This is a genomic window from Pseudomonas sp. 3-2, assembly GCF_019710535.1.
Lineage (GTDB): Bacteria > Pseudomonadota > Gammaproteobacteria > Pseudomonadales > Pseudomonadaceae > Aquipseudomonas > Aquipseudomonas pharyngis.
In genome coordinates, this window is record NZ_CP081200.1 from 1,273,573 (window position 1) to 1,288,312 (window position 14,740).

The 14,740-nt window shown below is 61.1% G+C and carries 14 protein-coding genes; 3 read left to right on the forward strand and 11 right to left on the reverse strand.

Annotated features, from left to right (window positions below; all coding sequences use genetic code 11):
• Positions 1–182 precede the first annotated feature (182 nt).
• A complete protein-coding gene (locus K3819_RS05615) occupies positions 183–392 on the forward strand; it encodes a cold shock domain-containing protein (protein WP_007954750.1) in 210 nt (69 codons plus the stop codon).
• Positions 393–545: 153 nt separating this feature from the next.
• Here K3819_RS05615 and K3819_RS05620 read toward each other — a convergent pair whose 3' ends face one another.
• The 4 genes from K3819_RS05620 to K3819_RS05635 all read right to left on the reverse strand — a co-directional run bounded on the left by K3819_RS05620 (position 546) and on the right by K3819_RS05635 (position 5,649).
• Positions 546–923: a hypothetical protein gene (locus K3819_RS05620; protein ID WP_039769649.1), complete on the reverse strand. Its 378-nt coding sequence runs from the start codon at positions 921–923 to the stop codon at positions 546–548.
• 75 nt (positions 924–998) lie between these two features.
• On the reverse strand, positions 999–1,808 hold the full coding sequence (locus K3819_RS05625) for a putative RNA methyltransferase (RefSeq protein WP_221398801.1): 810 nt from the start codon (positions 1,806–1,808) through the stop codon (positions 999–1,001).
• Positions 1,808–2,959 (reverse strand): succinyl-diaminopimelate desuccinylase, encoded by a 1,152-nt coding sequence (gene dapE / locus K3819_RS05630; RefSeq protein WP_221398802.1) that lies wholly within the window; start codon positions 2,957–2,959, stop codon positions 1,808–1,810. The genes K3819_RS05625 and dapE overlap by 1 nt, the downstream gene beginning before the upstream one ends.
• A 98-nt stretch (positions 2,960–3,057) precedes the next feature.
• Positions 3,058–5,649, reverse strand: coding sequence for a glycosyltransferase (locus tag K3819_RS05635; RefSeq protein ID WP_085612282.1), 2,592 nt, complete (start codon positions 5,647–5,649; stop codon positions 3,058–3,060).
• Positions 5,650–5,923: 274 nt separating this feature from the next.
• Between K3819_RS05635 and tcdA the strand changes: the two genes are divergently transcribed.
• Positions 5,924–6,742, forward strand: a complete 819-nt coding sequence (gene tcdA / locus K3819_RS05640; RefSeq protein WP_039769652.1) for a tRNA cyclic N6-threonylcarbamoyladenosine(37) synthase TcdA — start codon at positions 5,924–5,926, stop codon at positions 6,740–6,742.
• A 25-nt stretch (positions 6,743–6,767) separates the two neighbouring features.
• Here the strand turns inward: tcdA and K3819_RS05645 are convergent, their stop codons facing one another.
• From K3819_RS05645 to K3819_RS05660, 4 genes are all read right to left on the reverse strand, one after another.
• Positions 6,768–7,172 carry a SufE family protein gene (locus K3819_RS05645; RefSeq protein ID WP_085612283.1) on the reverse strand — a complete coding sequence of 135 codons (405 nt, stop codon included), beginning with the start codon at positions 7,170–7,172 and terminating at the stop codon, positions 6,768–6,770.
• On the reverse strand, positions 7,169–8,374 hold the full coding sequence (locus K3819_RS05650; protein WP_221398803.1) for an aminotransferase class V-fold PLP-dependent enzyme: 1,206 nt from the start codon (positions 8,372–8,374) through the stop codon (positions 7,169–7,171). Before K3819_RS05650 ends, K3819_RS05645 begins: the two co-directional genes overlap by 4 nt.
• A gap of 150 nt (positions 8,375–8,524) precedes the next feature.
• Entirely contained in the window at positions 8,525–9,559 is a 1,035-nt protein-coding gene (dapD, locus tag K3819_RS05655; protein WP_007954762.1) for a 2,3,4,5-tetrahydropyridine-2,6-dicarboxylate N-succinyltransferase, read from the reverse strand.
• 31 nt (positions 9,560–9,590) lie between these two features.
• Positions 9,591–9,899 carry an arsenate reductase gene (locus K3819_RS05660; RefSeq protein WP_042607053.1) on the reverse strand — a complete coding sequence of 103 codons (309 nt, stop codon included), beginning with the start codon at positions 9,897–9,899 and terminating at the stop codon, positions 9,591–9,593.
• A gap of 236 nt (positions 9,900–10,135) precedes the next feature.
• Here K3819_RS05660 and K3819_RS05665 point away from each other — a divergent pair, with 236 nt between their 5' ends.
• Complete coding sequence (locus tag K3819_RS05665; protein ID WP_221398804.1) at positions 10,136–11,767, forward strand: Na+/H+ antiporter; 1,632 nt, start codon at positions 10,136–10,138, stop codon at positions 11,765–11,767.
• Between the two features lie 23 nt (positions 11,768–11,790).
• Here K3819_RS05665 and K3819_RS05670 read toward each other — a convergent pair whose 3' ends face one another.
• The 3 genes from K3819_RS05670 to dapC all read right to left on the reverse strand — a co-directional run bounded on the left by K3819_RS05670 (position 11,791) and on the right by dapC (position 14,740).
• Positions 11,791–12,465, reverse strand: a complete 675-nt coding sequence (locus K3819_RS05670) for a hypothetical protein (RefSeq protein ID WP_221399662.1) — start codon at positions 12,463–12,465, stop codon at positions 11,791–11,793.
• A gap of 173 nt (positions 12,466–12,638) precedes the next feature.
• Positions 12,639–13,001, reverse strand: coding sequence for a hypothetical protein (locus K3819_RS29370; protein ID WP_260329041.1), 363 nt, complete (start codon positions 12,999–13,001; stop codon positions 12,639–12,641).
• A gap of 539 nt (positions 13,002–13,540) precedes the next feature.
• Positions 13,541–14,740: a succinyldiaminopimelate transaminase gene (dapC, locus tag K3819_RS05680; protein WP_221398805.1), complete on the reverse strand. Its 1,200-nt coding sequence runs from the start codon at positions 14,738–14,740 to the stop codon at positions 13,541–13,543.

Consider the following 14,740-nt stretch of genomic DNA (forward strand, 5'->3'; position numbering starts at 1 on the left):
CCGGATTCACGGAAAATCGGCAAAAAAGCGGCGAAGTAATCTCCTGTTGAGAGTTTTGCCGCCTGTCATATACTCGGCGATCTGTCGCCGGGGCCCTTTTATGGACGTCGGACGCAGGCTGACGTTCCTCAAAGGCTTTCCTGCGAAAAGCCTGTTCAATAATAAAAAAGGAGTATGAACAGATGGCAACACGTGAAACCGGCAACGTGAAGTGGTTCAACGACGCCAAGGGCTACGGCTTCATTCAGCGCGAAGACGGGGTGGACGTGTTCGTGCACTACCGCGCGATCCGTGGCGAAGGCCACCGTTCGCTGACCGAGGGTCAGCAGGTTGAATACGCGGTGGTGGAAGGGCAGAAGGGGTTGCAGGCTGAAGACGTTGTAGGCCTGTAACGCAAATCTTCAGAACACCGAAAATCATTGTGGGAGCGAGCCTGCTCCGGGCGGCGTTCCGACGATTGCGGTGTATCAGTCAGCCTTGATATCGACTGACACTACGCAATCGCGAGCAGGCTCGCTCCCACATTGTCATTGTGTTGCTGGTTTTTAAGCCGTTTTCCAGGTGATCTCTTCTTCACCATCGGCGCTGATCCGGATCCAGCGATCCGCCGTTTCTTCACCTTCTTCTTCAACCCACGTCCCCGGCGCACAGCGCACTTCGACGTTCAGCGCGGCAAAGGCTGCCCGGGCGCAGGCGATGTCGTCGTCCCAAGGGGTCGCATCGCTTTCCAGGTACAGGCTGTTCCACTTGCCCACGGCTTTCGGCAGCCAGGTCACCGGGATGTTGCCGGCCTTGCACTTGTACGTCTGACCTTTCTGTACCCAGTCGCTGCACGGGCCGAGGGCGGCGCCCAGCCAGGCGGAAATGGCCTTGTGGTCGACGTCGGCGTCTTTCAGGTAAATCTCGATGTCCGGTTGGCGCATGGATATCCTCACTGCGGGTCTGAAAAATCCATTCGCGGATTTAGCCGGCCCCGGGTCGTTGCCCGGGACCAAAAGTTATTGAAGAACGAAATAATCGTAGCGCATCGAGACCGTGGTCACGAACGGCTCGGGCTGTTCGATCACCGCCGCGCGGCGCTCGGCACTGGCGCGCCAGCCGTGGGGCGTCATCGCCAGCAGGTTGGCGCGATCCTCGGGCTTGTCCAGCGTCAGTTTGAATTCCAGGGTTTCACTGTGCGCCAGCGCCATGCTTTCCGGCACCAGGGCCAGGTGCTTGTCGTCGGTGTACTCGCGCACTTCGTCGTACAGGCGCTCGCGCAGTTCCATCAGATGGCCGCTGGTCGGGCCGACTTTCATCAGGCCGCCGCCAACACTGAGCAGGCGTTTGGCCTCTTCCCAGTCCAGTGGGCTGAAGACGCTGGCCAGAAACTGGCAACTGCCGGAGGCCAGTGGCACCCGGGCCATGCTGGCGATCAACCAGGTCAGCGCCGGGTTGCGTTTGCAGGCGCGTTTGACCGCTTCCTTCGAGATGTCCAGCGCGTAACCGTCGGCGTCGGGCAAAGCCTCGGCGATCTGCGCGGTGTAGTAACCCTCGCCACAACCGATATCGACCCAGCGCGCCGGCGCATAACTCGCCGCCAGTTCCGCCAGGCGCTTGGCCACTGGCGCGTAATGCCCGGCGTTCAGAAAGTCGCGGCGGGCCTCGACCATCGCCTGATTGTCACCGGGATCGCGGCTGTTCTTGTGCTGCACCGGCAGCAGGTTGAGGTAACCCTGGCGCGCACGGTCAAAGCGGTGGCCGGCGGGGCAGACCACGCCGTTGTCCACCGCGTTTAGCGGTTCACTGCAGATCGGGCACGCGAGCATCAGACGAGCAACTTGATCAGGGTCTGGTAGTAGATCTCGGTCAGCACGTCGAGATCGGCCGCCAGCACGCGCTCGTTGACCTGGTGGATGGTTGCGTTGACCGGGCCCAGCTCAACAACCTGCGTACCCATGGTCGCGATGAAACGACCGTCGGAGGTGCCGCCGCTGGTGGACGCCTTGGTCTCGCGGCCAGTGATGTCCTTGATGCTCGACGACACCGCGTCGAGCAGCGCACCCGGCTCGGTGAGGAATGGCAGACCGGACAGCGCCCAGTCGATGTGCCAGTCCAGGCCGTGCTTGTCGAGGATGTCGGCGACGCGTTTCTGCAGCCCTTCAACGGTCGACTCGGTGGAGAAGCGGAAGTTGAACACCGCCACCAGATCGCCCGGAATCACGTTGGTCGCGCCGGTGCCGGAGTTGACGTTGGAAATCTGGAAACTGGTCGGCGGGAAGAAGTCGTTGCCGTGATCCCAATGCTCGGCTGCCAGCTCGGCCAGAGCCGGGGCAGCGAGGTGGATCGGGTTCTTCGCCAGATGCGGATAGGCGACGTGGCCCTGGACACCGCGCACGGTCAGTTTGGCGCCGAGGGAGCCGCGACGACCGTTCTTCACCACGTCGCCCACCAGCGTGGTGCTCGACGGTTCGCCGACGATGCACCAGTCCAGACGCTCGTTACGGGCGGCCAGGCGCTCGACCACAGCCTTGGTGCCGTGATGCGCCGGGCCTTCTTCGTCGCTGGTGATCAGGAACGCGACCTTGCCCTTGTGATCCGGGTAGTCGGCGACAAAGCGCTCGGCGGCGACTGTCATCGAAGCCAGGCTGCCTTTCATGTCCGCCGCGCCACGGCCGCAGAGCATGCCGTGCTCGTCGATCACTGCGTTGAACGGGTCGATCTGCCACGCAGTAACCGGACCGGTTGGCACCACGTCGGTGTGGCCGGCGAAGCACAGCACCGGGCCTTCGTCTTTGCCGTGAGTCGCCCAGAAGTTATCCACATCTTCGATGCGCATCGGTTCCAGCTGGAAACCGGCATCGCCCAGGCGCTGCATCATCTGCTTCTGGCAATCGGCGTCGACCGGCGTCACGGACGGACGGCGGATCAGGTCGATGGCGAGTTGAAGGGTCGGCGAAAGGTCGGCGTGGGCCGTCATGGAAAACTCCGAAAGCTGGGGGGCAAGGCGCGCAAAATGGCGGTTATCTTAAAGCAAAACGGCGACCATTGGCCGCCGTTTAGTGCATCGGTGAGGATTTAGACCACCGGTGCCGGTTCAGGCGCAGCCGCAGGTTTTGGCAGCGACGACAGGAACGCCATGATCAGCGCCGCCACGTACGGCAGCGACTGCACCAGCAACATGGCCACCCAGAAGCGCATGTCGTTGCTCGGAATGCCCTGCACCAGGAAGATCCCCAGCGCCGCGCCCCACAACAGCAGCATGATGAACAGCTCTTCCCGGGCTTCGGAAATCGCCACCCAGAAGCCATGGTTGTCGGCGTTTTTCGGGGTGCGGAAGAACGGAATGCTGCTGGTGAAGAAGCCGTACAGCACCGCTTTGGCGATGGTGTGCGACAGCGCCAGACCGGCCAGTGCCGCGCAGAATGCATCCTTGAGGTTCACGCCCACGGCGCGACGGTAGAGGAAGATGATCTTGCCGACCTTGAACACGAACAGCGCCAGCGGCGGGATCGCGAAGATCAGCAGCGGTGGGTCGACCCGTTGCGGCACGATGATCATCGCCGCCGACCACAACAGCGCGCCGACGGTGAAGAAGATGTTCATGCCGTCCGCCACCCAAGGCAGCCAGCCTGCGAGGAAGTGGTAACGCTGGCCGCGAGTCAGCTCGGTGTCTTTGCCGCGCAGCAGGCTGCGGGTGTGACGCTTGATGATCTGGATCGCGCCGTAGGCCCAGCGGAAACGCTGTTTCTTGAAGTCGATGAAGGTGTCCGGCATCAGACCCTTGCCGTAACTGTCGTGGTAATACGCCGCCGACAGGCCTTTCTCGAATACCCGCAGACCGAGTTCGGCGTCTTCACAGATGCACCAGTCGGCCCAGCCCAGTTCTTCCAGAACCGAACGACGGGTCATGGTCATGGTGCCGTGCTGGATGATCGCGTCGCGGTCGTTGCGGGTGACCATGCCGATGTGGAAGAAGCCTTTGTATTCGGCGTAGCAGAGCTTTTTGAAGGTGCTTTCGTTCTGGTCGCGATAATCCTGCGGCGACTGCACCACGGCGATTTTCGGGTCGGCGAAGTGCGGCACCATGTGCTTGAGCCAGTTCGGGTGCACGCAGTAGTCGGAGTCGATCACCGCGATCACTTCGGCGTCCTTGGCGGTGTGCGGGATCAGGTAGTTCAGCGCGCCGCCCTTGAAGCCGGCCAGAGGCGAGACGTGGAAGAACTTGAAGCGCGGGCCGAGCGTTTCGCAGTAGTCGCGCACCGGTTCCCAGACCGCCGGGTCCTTGGTGTTGTTGTCGATGATCAGGACTTCGAAGTCCGGATAGTCGAGGTTGGCCAGGGCGTTGAGGGTCTGTTTGACCATCTCCGGCGGCTCGTTGTAGCAGGGCACGTGGATCGAAACTTTCGGGCGGTAATCAGAATCGCCGACCACCGGCAGGAATTCACGCCGGCGTTTGTGAATCCACACCGCTTCGGCCAGTTCGTGGGCCTCGGTCAGCAACACGATGAACACCCCGAGCGCACCGAGCGCCAGCAGGAAGCCCACCGTCAGGCTGAACCACGTGCTGTACTGCTGGCTGTAGTCGTAACCGATCCACACCAGCACCGAACCGCACAGAAACGCGATAAAGGTCAGGAAGGTACGGCCGCGCTGACGCAGGGCCGAGCCGTCGATCATCAGCAGGGTCAGCGACAGCAGCGCCAGCACCACCGAACCGATGGCCAGCACGCGCCATTGCGGGATCGCCACCACCGGACCTTCGAAGTTGAATTTCTGCTGGCGCGCGGCGTTGAACACGCCCCAGTAGGCGCCAACCGAACCTTCGTCGCTGGCCTTCCACGGCTGGTCAAACGCTTCGATCACGAAGTAGTTGAAGCCCTGGCGGTTGAGTTTGTTGACCAGCGTGCGCAGGTAGATCGCCTGATCCGCCGGCGACGCATCGGCGCCACCGCGCATGCGGCCGTTGCTCGGCCAGCCCACTTCGGACAGCAGCAGCGGTTTTTTCGGGAACATCTTTTTCAGGTCGCGGGCGCGGTCGAAAACGAACTGCCCGGCCTTGTCCACCGGAATGAATTCCCAGTAAGGCAGGACGTGGGCGGCGATCAGGTCGACGTGTTTGGCCAGTTGCGGGTATTTCTCCCAGATATGCCATTGTTCGGAGGTGGTGACCGGTACCTTCACCGCTGCACGGACACGATCCAGCAGGACGATCAGGGCCTCAGGCGTGATTTCCTCCCGGAATAATGCTTCGTTGCCGACCACCACGCGAACCACACTGCGCGAAGAGTTGGCCAACTCGATAGCTTTAGCGATCTCCCGCTCGTTGCGCTCCTGGTCGGGGCTGATCCAGATCCCCAGGGTCACGCGCAGGCCGAATTCTTCTGCCAGTTTCGGGATGTCCTGCAGGGAGCCGTCGACCGAGTAGATGCGGATGTTGTCCGTCAGCTTGCTCATGATCTCCAGGTCGCGGCGCATTTCATCGTCGGACGGATACTGATCCTTCTGTGGGAACTGTCCCTGCTGGAACGGTGAATAGGAGAAACCGGAGATCTGCTCCGGCCAGTTCGGCGCGGAAACGGGGCGGTTGATCAGCGCCCAGAAACCGGTGAACAGGGCGGCGATTGCCAGAACCACCACCAGGTTGAGTCCAAATTTACGCGATGACATAGCTGTGTCGGGTTCCAAAGGCTGTGGAACGAAGGGTCGGCTGGTTGACGCCAGGAGGGCGCGCATCCTACACCGGCAGTTCGCTGAGTCCTACAAGAGACAGGGAAATGCCGGACGTTGGGCAATCCAACCTGACTTAAGTTCTTTCGTTTCAGTGTGTAAGACAAATCTTTGTTACGTGCAGCTTCAATTAAAGCAGGCGCGTTCGCCGTTCATAGCGCAAAGATGCTCTTGGCCGCCGACGGCCCTATAATGCGCGCCGGTTTTCAGGGTAATGGTCATGAGTACAGAAGATCCGCGGTTTGCAGGCATCGCCCGTTTGTATGGCATCGAGGGCCTTGAGCGCCTGCGTGCAGCCCATGTGGCGATTGTCGGCGTTGGCGGCGTCGGTTCCTGGGCGGCGGAAGCCATGGCCCGTTGCGGGGTGGGCGAGATTTCGCTGTTCGACCTCGACGACGTCTGCGTCAGCAACGCCAACCGCCAGTTGCACGCGCTCGACAGCACCGTCGGCAAACCCAAGGTCGAGGTGATGGCCGAGCGTCTGCGCGGGATCAACCCGGACTGCAAGGTGCACGCCGTGGCGGACTTCGTCACCCGCGACACCATGGCCGAATACATCACGCCGAACATCGACTGCGTGATCGACTGCATTGATGCGGTCAACGCCAAGGCTGCGCTGATCGCCTGGTGCAAGCGCCGCAAGATTCAGATCATCACCACCGGTGGAGCTGGCGGACAGATCGATCCAACGTTGATTCAGGTCTGCGACCTCAACCGCACCTTCAACGATCCGCTGGCTTCGAAAGTGCGTTCAACGTTGCGCCGTGACTACGGTTTCTCGCGAACCGTGACCCGCCATTACAGCGTGCCGTGCGTGTTCTCCACCGAACAGCTGCGCTATCCGAAGCCGGACGGCAGCATTTGCCTGCAGAAGAGTTTTGTCGGTGACGGCGTGAAACTGGACTGCGCCGGCGGGTTTGGCGCGGTGATGATGGTGACGGCGACGTTCGGCATGGTCGCGGCGACCAAGGCCGTAGACAAGATTGTGGCGGGCGTGCGGCGACCGGCGGATCGGGTCAAGCCTCAGGCCTGAAGCATAGGGCTGCCCAGCAGCCCTTTTACTGCGCCAGCTCGTTCATCCGCTGCAGCACGGCATTCAAGCCATTGCTGCGCGACGGCGACAACTGCCGCGACAGTCCCAATTGATTGAACCACTCCGGCAGATCGATTTGCTGCAACTCGGCGGCCGACAAGCCGTTGACCCGCAACAGCAACAACGCCACCAATCCGCGAATCATCCGCGCATCGCTGCCTGCTGCGAATTGCCAGTGACCGTCGCGCAACTCTCCAACCAGCCACACCTGGCTTTCACAGCCGTGCACCCGATTGGCCTCGCACTTGTCCGCATCGCTCAACGGCGGCAGGCGGTCACCAAATTGCATTAACAGCCGCGCCCGCTGTTCCCAGCCGGCGGCGTTCTGAAACGTTTGCAGCGCGTCGGCGGCCTCGACCGGCAGGCTCATCGCAACAGCTCCAGCGCCTGATCCAGCGCTTCAAAGAACCGCTCCAGATCTTCGGAATCGTTGTACAGCGCCAGCGACACACGAATCGCCCCGGCCAGTTCGAAACGCTTGAGCAACGGCATCGCGCAGTGGTGTCCGGCACGCACGGCGATGCCCTGTTCGGTCAGCAAGTGCGCAAGATCGGCGTTGTGCACACCTTCCACGACAAAACTGACCAGCGCCAGTTGCGGCTTGCCCAGCAGACGGATGCCATTGCGGGCAGCAAGGCCGCGCAACAGATAGTCGTGCAGCGCCGCTTCGTGGGTGGACACGGCGTCCTGATCCAGACCGGCCAGATAATCGAGGGTCGCGCCGAGGCCGATCACGCTGGCAATCGGCGGCGTTCCCGCTTCGAAACCCAGTGGCGCCGGGCGGAAACGCGCGTCGTGATAATTGGCTTCCAGCACCATTTCGCCACCGAACTGCCACGGGCGCAGTTGTTCGAGCGCGGCGTTGCGCCCGAACAGCACGCCAAGGCCATCGGGCCCGTACAACTTGTGGCTGGAAAACACATAAAAGTCGCAACCCAGCGCCTGCGCGTCATGCCGGCCGTGAACCACGCCTTGAGCGCCATCGACCACGGTCAACGCGTTGTGCGCCTTGGCCATTGCCAGCAGTGCCGGCAACGGTTGCCAGGCGCCCAGTACGTTGGACAACTGGCTGACCGCCAGCAAGCGAGTGCGCGGACCGATCAGGTGAACGGCAGCAGCGAGGTCGATCACGCCGTCATCGTCCAGCGGCAGGATCACCAGTTTGAGGTCGCGACGTTGTGCCAGTTGCTGCCACGGCAGCAGATTGGCGTGATGCTCCAGGGCGCTGATGACAATTTCATCGCCTGGAAGGAAAAGATGTTCCAGGCCGTAAGCCAGGAGATTCAGCGCACTGGTGGCGCCGTGGGTGAAGATGATCTGCCCGCTGTCACCGGCATTCAGCCACTGGGCAACCTTCAGGCGGCTGTCCTCGAACGCCTGCGTGGCGTGGGCGCCGGGCAGATGCTGAGCACGATGCACGTTGGCCGCGCCATTGGCGTAGTAATGCGCCAGCGCGTCGAGTAGGGCCTGGGGTTTTTGCGTGGTGGCGGCGTTGTCCAGATAGGTCTGGTCTTGCCGTTGCAGGGCGGCGATGGCCGGGAAATCGGCGCGCCAGGGGGAGGGAATCATCACGGTTTCAAGCCCTGGTGAAGATGGGCGGGTTAACGCCGAACCCTGTGGGAGCGGGCTTGCCCGCGAATGCGTCGTGTCAGTCAAAATGAAGGGTGACTGACACACCGTCTTCGCGAGCAAGCCCGCTCCCACAGGAGGTCACAGCGGCGCTTAGTTGTGAGCGTGCAGCGCTTCGTTCAGTTCGATCGCCGATTTGTGGGTTTTGCATTCCACAGCGCCGGTTTCCGAATTGCGACGGAACAGCAGGTCGGTCTGACCGGCCAGTTCACGAGCCTTGACCACTTTGACCAGGTTGTTGTGCTCGTCCAGCAGCGCCACCTTGGTGCCAGCGGTCACGTACAGGCCCGACTCGACGGTGTTGCGGTCGCCCAGCGGGATACCGATACCGGCGTTGGCGCCGATCAGGCAGCCTTCGCCGACCTTGATCACGATGTTGCCGCCGCCCGACAGGGTGCCCATGGTCGAGCAGCCGCCGCCCAGGTCCGAACCCTTGCCAACGAAGACGCCAGCGGAAACGCGGCCTTCGATCATGCCCGGGCCTTCGGTGCCGGCGTTGAAGTTGATGAAACCTTCGTGCATCACGGTGGTGCCTTCGCCCACGTAGGCGCCCAGACGCAGGCGTGCGGCGTCAGCGATACGCACGCCGGCCGGTACCACGTAGTCGGTCATTTTCGGGAACTTGTCCACCGAGAACACTTCCAGCAGCTCGCCGCGCAGACGGGCTTCGAGTTGCAGCTCGGCCAGTTCGCTCAGGTCGATCGCGCCCTGGCTGGTCCAGGCCACGTTCGGCAGCAGCGGGAAGATCCCGGCCAGGCTCACGCCGTGCGGCTTGACCAGGCGATGGGACAGCAGGTGCAGCTTGAGGTAAGCCTCAGGAGTCGAAGTCAGTTGCGCGTCTTCGGCCAGCAGGGTCGCGACCAGCGGCTTGTGGCTTTCGGCCAGGCGAGTCAGCAGCTTGCCTTGCACCGCGTCGATGCCTTTCACGGCTTCAGCCAGTTGCGCAGCCTGTGCGGTGGTGAAGGTGATGGCCTGGTTGCCTTCGGTGTAGCCGAGGATCGGTGCAACTGCGGCAACCAGTTCGGCCGAAGGGTTCAACAGCGGCTGGGCGTAGAACACTTCCAGCCACGCGCCTTGACGGTTTTGGGTGCCGACGCCGAAGGCAATACTGAACAGGGAGTTGGACATGTGAATACCTCTACAAAAAGTGACGGGCTGCTTACTTGAGCGCGGCCGCGTAGATATCTGGCTTGAAGCCAATCAGGGTTCGGTCACCGAGATCGAGCACCGGGCGCTTGATCATCGAGGGTTGAGCGAGCATCAGTTCGATGGCTTTCGACTGGTCGAGATCGGCTTTGCGTTCGTCGTCGAGTTTGCGAAAGGTCGTGCCTGCGCGGTTCAACACCGTTTGCCAGCCATGCTCGTCGCACCATTGGGTCAGGTGCTCACGGTCAATGCCGGCGGTCTTGTAATCGTGGAAGTCATAGCTGACAGCGTGTTCATCGAGCCAGGTGCGCGCCTTTTTCATGGTGTCGCAGGCTTTGATGCCGAAAAGGTGCAACGTTTTGCTTGAAACGGTCAAGGAATTGCCCCCTTTACAGGTGCTGGAAAAAAATGGTGTCGGATTATGCCATGACCAGACGGTTTCGCGGCGCCGGGGTTGCTTTTGCTGAGGGGGCTGCGACATAGGTGCAACGGTCACGCACAGCCTAAGCGGCTAATATGGCAGTTTCAACGCTGTCGATTGTCCGGGATTTCCGCTCTATGCAAACCGCTTATACCGTCCTGATCCTGCTGATGCTGGTCAGTGTCTCGCGCCTGGTGGGACGGGTGATTCCGCTGCCGCTGCCACTGGTGCAGATCGCCGCCGGTGCCTTGCTGGCCTGGCCGACCCTCGGCCTGCACGTGGCTCTTGATCCGGAGCTGTTCCTGTTTCTGTTCCTGCCACCGCTGCTGTTTTCCGATGGCTGGCGCATGCCCAAGCGGGAATTGTGGCGCCTGCGCGGGCCGGTGCTGACGCTGGCGGTCGGGTTGGTGCTGTTTACCGTGGTCGGGGCGGGCTACTTCATTCATTGGCTGCTGCCGACGATTCCCTTGCCGGTGGCCTTCGCGCTGGCGGCGGTACTGTCGCCAACGGATGCCGTGGCCGTCTCGGCCATTTCGCAGAACCGCTTGCCCACACCATTGATGCACATGTTGCAGGGCGAGGCGCTGATGAATGACGCTTCGGGCCTGGTGACGTTCAAGTTCGCCCTGGTCGCGGCGGTTACCGGTGCGTTTTCCCTGGCCAACGCCAGCCTGACCTTCGTACTGGTCGCGGTCGGCGGGCTGGCAGTGGGTGTGGCGCTGAGCTGGCTGGTCGGCCGGTTGCGCGCCTGGATGATCGCCCGGGGCTGGGACGATCCGGCGACCCACGTGGTGTTCATGTTGCTGCTGCCATTCGCCGCTTACGTGCTGGCCGAACGGCTCGGCGCGTCGGGCATTCTTTCGGCAGTGGCGGCGGGGATGATGCAGAGCTGGCTCGATCTGCTGCCGCGCCAGACCAGCACCCGGTTGCTCAATCGCAGCGTGTGGTCGTTGCTGGAGTTTGCCTTCAACGGTTTGATTTTTCTGCTGCTCGGCCTGCAGCTACCGGACATCATTAAAGCGGTGGTCAGCCACGAGACGTCGTTGTGGCCGACCCTGTTCTATCGCTGTCTCGATGTGGTGGCGATCTTCCTGGCGCTGGTCCTGTTGCGTTTTATCTGGGTGCAGAGCATCTGGCGTCTTTCGGTGCTGTTGCGTCGCCTGCGTGGGAAGGGGGATCTGACGCAAGTGCCGACCGCCCGTTCCTGCTGGTTGCTGACCGTTGGCGGTGTGCGCGGTGCGGTGACCCTGGCGGGTGTGATGTCGGTGCCGATGCTGATGGGCAGCGAGGTGTTTCCCGAGCGCGACCTGCTGATCTTCATCGCCGCCGGGGTGATTCTGTTGTCGCTGGTGACGGCGTGTATTGCGCTGCCATTGCTGTTGCGTGGTATCGAAAAAAGCCCGGACGACAAGCGTCGTCAGGAAGTCCGTGACGCCTGGCGCAAGACCGCGGAAGCAGCGATTCATGCGCTGGAGACCGAAGAGGTCAATCCGCAGGATGCCGCGCAAGCCGCGCTGGCAGCGGAGCTCAAGGCGCGGATCATGTCCGAGTACCGCCATCAGCTGGAGGTGTTCAACGAATCCGCCGAAGCCCAGGCATTGGCGTTCCAGATGGATCTGCTGGAACGCCGCTTGCGCCTCAAGGCATTGCGGGCGCAGCGCCTTGAGTTGTACAGCCTCAGTCGTCAGCATCAGATTGGTGATGACGTTTTACGGGAAGTGCTGGGCGAACTGGATTTGAGTGAGGCCAATCTGGGGCAGGTCAAATGATCCAGGCGGCCCTGGCCCACTGGCTACGCCGTCTGTGCAGCAGGGTACGGATAGGCCTTCGCCATGAAGGCCTTGTCCTTTTCACTGAGCACTCGATTCAGATCAATCTTGAAATCGCCGTGGGTCCAGTCCTGGCGAACGGGGTAATGCATGATCGATTTCGGATCGTAAGGCGAATAGTCGAACGAGCCTGCATCGAGCAGGTTGAAGTAGCGTTCATCGACAGACTGGCGCGCGTAATCGTCTTCATCGGCGTCTTCGGCCACGCCGTGTGAGGCGTAAACCGCAGGTTTGTTCCAGGGAATGTTTGACTCCGGGTGCAGGTGCTCATGTTCGGCTCCCAATGCGTGCCCGAACTCATGCATGACATTGGCGGCGAAGAACGCTGGTGCTCGCAGGTCCGGTGACAGCCTCATGGTCGGGTCTGGCGCTTCGACCAATAGGGCGTTGTTACCGATGACAGACCAGTAAATACCGGGCTCGCTTTTGATACGAATATCCCCTGAGTCGCCCTCGACAAAATCGAACTTCAGGTTGATGTGAGGCAGCCAGTTGCTCGCTGCGGTTTTGACAGCCTCTTTGAACGCCTGGTCGCCATTCAGAAAGGCAATTCGCAATGTCTGGCCAGGCGTCCAGAAGTGAGCCGGTTTGCCGGCTGCGCGTTTTTTTCGGCGAGACTGGTTGATTGTTTGAATCATGTTCAAGTGTCCTTACTTGCAGGAAATAATTAACGTGTCCAGCAACTCGATGAGTTCGGGTGGTGAAGTTATTGTTGATCGTGAAAGTATGAAAGTTGTTTGATGTAAGTGGGTGTGTTCAATCCAGTTTCGTCAGGCGTTGCACCTGACGAATGTTGTTTTGAAGCAGGCATTTATTTCGGATAAAGCAGTTTCATCAATTGTTTGTCTTTTTTACTGATCTTGCGGTTGATCGGGACTTCCCAGTTGCCGATGGTCAAATCGTTCGATATGGGATGGTGCATGATCGATCGCCTGTCGTAGTTCGTATAAAGCGCATCCAGCGTATCGAAGGACGCGAACAGATTGCGGTCGACCTGTTCGCGGGTCAGCGGATTCATTTCCCGATTTCGGTAAAACGCGTACACCTTGGGTTTGTCCCACGGAATATTGGCTTGAGGGTGCTGATGTTCGTGCAGGGCCCCCAGCGCATGGCCGAACTCGTGAACCACGATGGTTTCGAAATCGGCATGTTCCGGTTTGACGCCCAGATTCATCGTCGGATGGTCGGGATGAATCAATAGCGCATCAGTGCCGAGCACCGAACTGTTGGTATTGTTCCGAGTGGCGATGCGGATATCACCTTTCAGATCGTCGACGAATTCAAACTTGAGGTTGATATAGGGCAGCCATTTACAGGCTGCCTTGATAATCGCGACCTTAAGGTCTGGGTCGGGTGTATCGATGAATGCGATTTTTAACGTGCGGCCATTTGCCTAGAGTTTCGAGTAATTGACCACGGAGCGTTTGCGGCGAGAGCCGGGTGCGCTGTGTGTACCGGCATTTGCCGGATTCTCGCTGATGGCGGCTGTGTAAGCGGCCTGATCGTCAGGCCATTGAATCAGTTGGCAATCCAGAAGTTCTTTCATTGTTCACTTCTTCCATGAAGTTAAAGTTGGCGTTGGTTCACGCGCAGCGAGTGGCGCGACTCAAGACTAACGTCTGGCCGGCACAGGAATGAGATACAAAAAACAAGGGAAGTGTTACGTGATATTTGACCACCCGTGCCGGATTGGCCGGCACGGGCATTCAGACATTACTTGTGGCGCAGGACGAAGTCGCGAATACGCTCGGCCGCTTCGACGCACTCGGCCAGCGGCGCAACCAGCGCCATCCGCACGCGCCCGGCGCCCGGATTGACGCCACCGACGTCCCGCGACAAGTACGAGCCCGGCACCACGGTCACGTGTTCTTCGGCAAACAGATCCCGGCAGAACGCGGCATCGTCGCCTTGCACATTCGGCCACAGATAAAAGCTGCCATCCGGGCGCTGCACGTCCATCACCGGGCTGAGGATCGCCAGCACGGCATCGAACTTCTCGCGATACAGCGCACGGTTGGCGCGCACGTGCACTTCGTCATTCCACGCTGCGACGCTGGCCAGTTGGGTCTGAACCGGCATCGCGCAGCCGTGGTAGGTGCGGTACAGCAGGAAGCCCTTGAGGATGTCGGCATCGCCGGCAACGAAACCGGAGCGCAGACCCGGCAGGTTCGAGCGCTTGGACAGGCTGTGGAACACCACGCAGCGCTTGAAGTCTTGGCGGCCCAGTTCTGCGCAGGCACTGAGCAGGCCCGGCGGCGGGGTTTGTTCGTCGAAGTACAGTTCGCTGTAGCACTCGTCGGCGGCGATCACGAAGTCGTATTCGTCGGCCAGGGCGATCAGTTTTTTCAGCACATTGACCGGAATCAGCGCACCGGTCGGGTTGCCCGGCGAGCACAGGAACAGGATCTGGCAGCGCCTCCAGATCTCCGGCGATACCGCATCGAAGTCCGGATTGAAGCCGTTCTCGTCCAGGCACGGCAGGTAGTGCGGCTTGGCGCCGGCGAGGAACGCCGCACCTTCGTAGATCTGATAGAACGGGTTCGGGCTGACCACCAGTGCGTCGTCGCCACGGTTGACCACGGTCTGGGTGAAAGCGAACAGCGCTTCACGGGTGCCGTTGACCGGCAGCACATTGCGCGCCGGGTCGATCCAGCCGTTCGGCACGTTGAAACGACGTTCGCACCAGGCCGCGATGGCTTCGCGCAGGGCCGGGATGCCGAGGGTGGTCGGGTACACCGCCATCTGATCCAGATTGTTGGCCAGCGCCTCGGCGACAAAGCTTGGCGAGCGATGCTTCGGTTCGCCGATGGACAGCGCGATCGGGCGCTTGTCCGGGTTTGGCGTAACGCTGCCGAGCAGGGCGCGGAGCTTTTCGAACGGGTAGGGCTGAAGCTGGGACAGAGCGTTGTTCAT

Excerpts from the sequence above, each read along its gene's own strand:
- K3819_RS05615 (WP_007954750.1), top strand. The coding sequence starts at position 183 with ATGGCAACACGTGAAACCGGCAACGTGAAGTGGTTCAACGACGCCAAG.
- K3819_RS05620 (WP_039769649.1), bottom strand. The coding sequence starts at position 923 with ATGCGCCAACCGGACATCGAGATTTACCTGAAAGACGCCGACGTCGAC.
- K3819_RS05625 (WP_221398801.1), bottom strand. The coding sequence starts at position 1,808 with ATGCTCGCGTGCCCGATCTGCAGTGAACCGCTAAACGCGGTGGACAAC.
- dapE (WP_221398802.1), bottom strand. The coding sequence starts at position 2,959 with ATGACGGCCCACGCCGACCTTTCGCCGACCCTTCAACTCGCCATCGAC.
- K3819_RS05635 (WP_085612282.1), bottom strand. The coding sequence starts at position 5,649 with ATGTCATCGCGTAAATTTGGACTCAACCTGGTGGTGGTTCTGGCAATC.
- tcdA (WP_039769652.1), top strand. The coding sequence starts at position 5,924 with ATGGTCATGAGTACAGAAGATCCGCGGTTTGCAGGCATCGCCCGTTTG.
- K3819_RS05645 (WP_085612283.1), bottom strand. The coding sequence starts at position 7,172 with ATGAGCCTGCCGGTCGAGGCCGCCGACGCGCTGCAAACGTTTCAGAAC.
- dapD (WP_007954762.1), bottom strand. The coding sequence starts at position 9,559 with ATGTCCAACTCCCTGTTCAGTATTGCCTTCGGCGTCGGCACCCAAAAC.
- K3819_RS05660 (WP_042607053.1), bottom strand. The coding sequence starts at position 9,899 with ATGAAAAAGGCGCGCACCTGGCTCGATGAACACGCTGTCAGCTATGAC.
- K3819_RS05665 (WP_221398804.1), top strand. The coding sequence starts at position 10,136 with ATGCAAACCGCTTATACCGTCCTGATCCTGCTGATGCTGGTCAGTGTC.
- K3819_RS05670 (WP_221399662.1), bottom strand. The coding sequence starts at position 12,465 with ATGATTCAAACAATCAACCAGTCTCGCCGAAAAAAACGCGCAGCCGGC.
- K3819_RS29370 (WP_260329041.1), bottom strand. The coding sequence starts at position 13,001 with ATGAATCTGGGCGTCAAACCGGAACATGCCGATTTCGAAACCATCGTG.
- dapC (WP_221398805.1), bottom strand. The coding sequence starts at position 14,740 with ATGAACAACGCTCTGTCCCAGCTTCAGCCCTACCCGTTCGAAAAGCTC.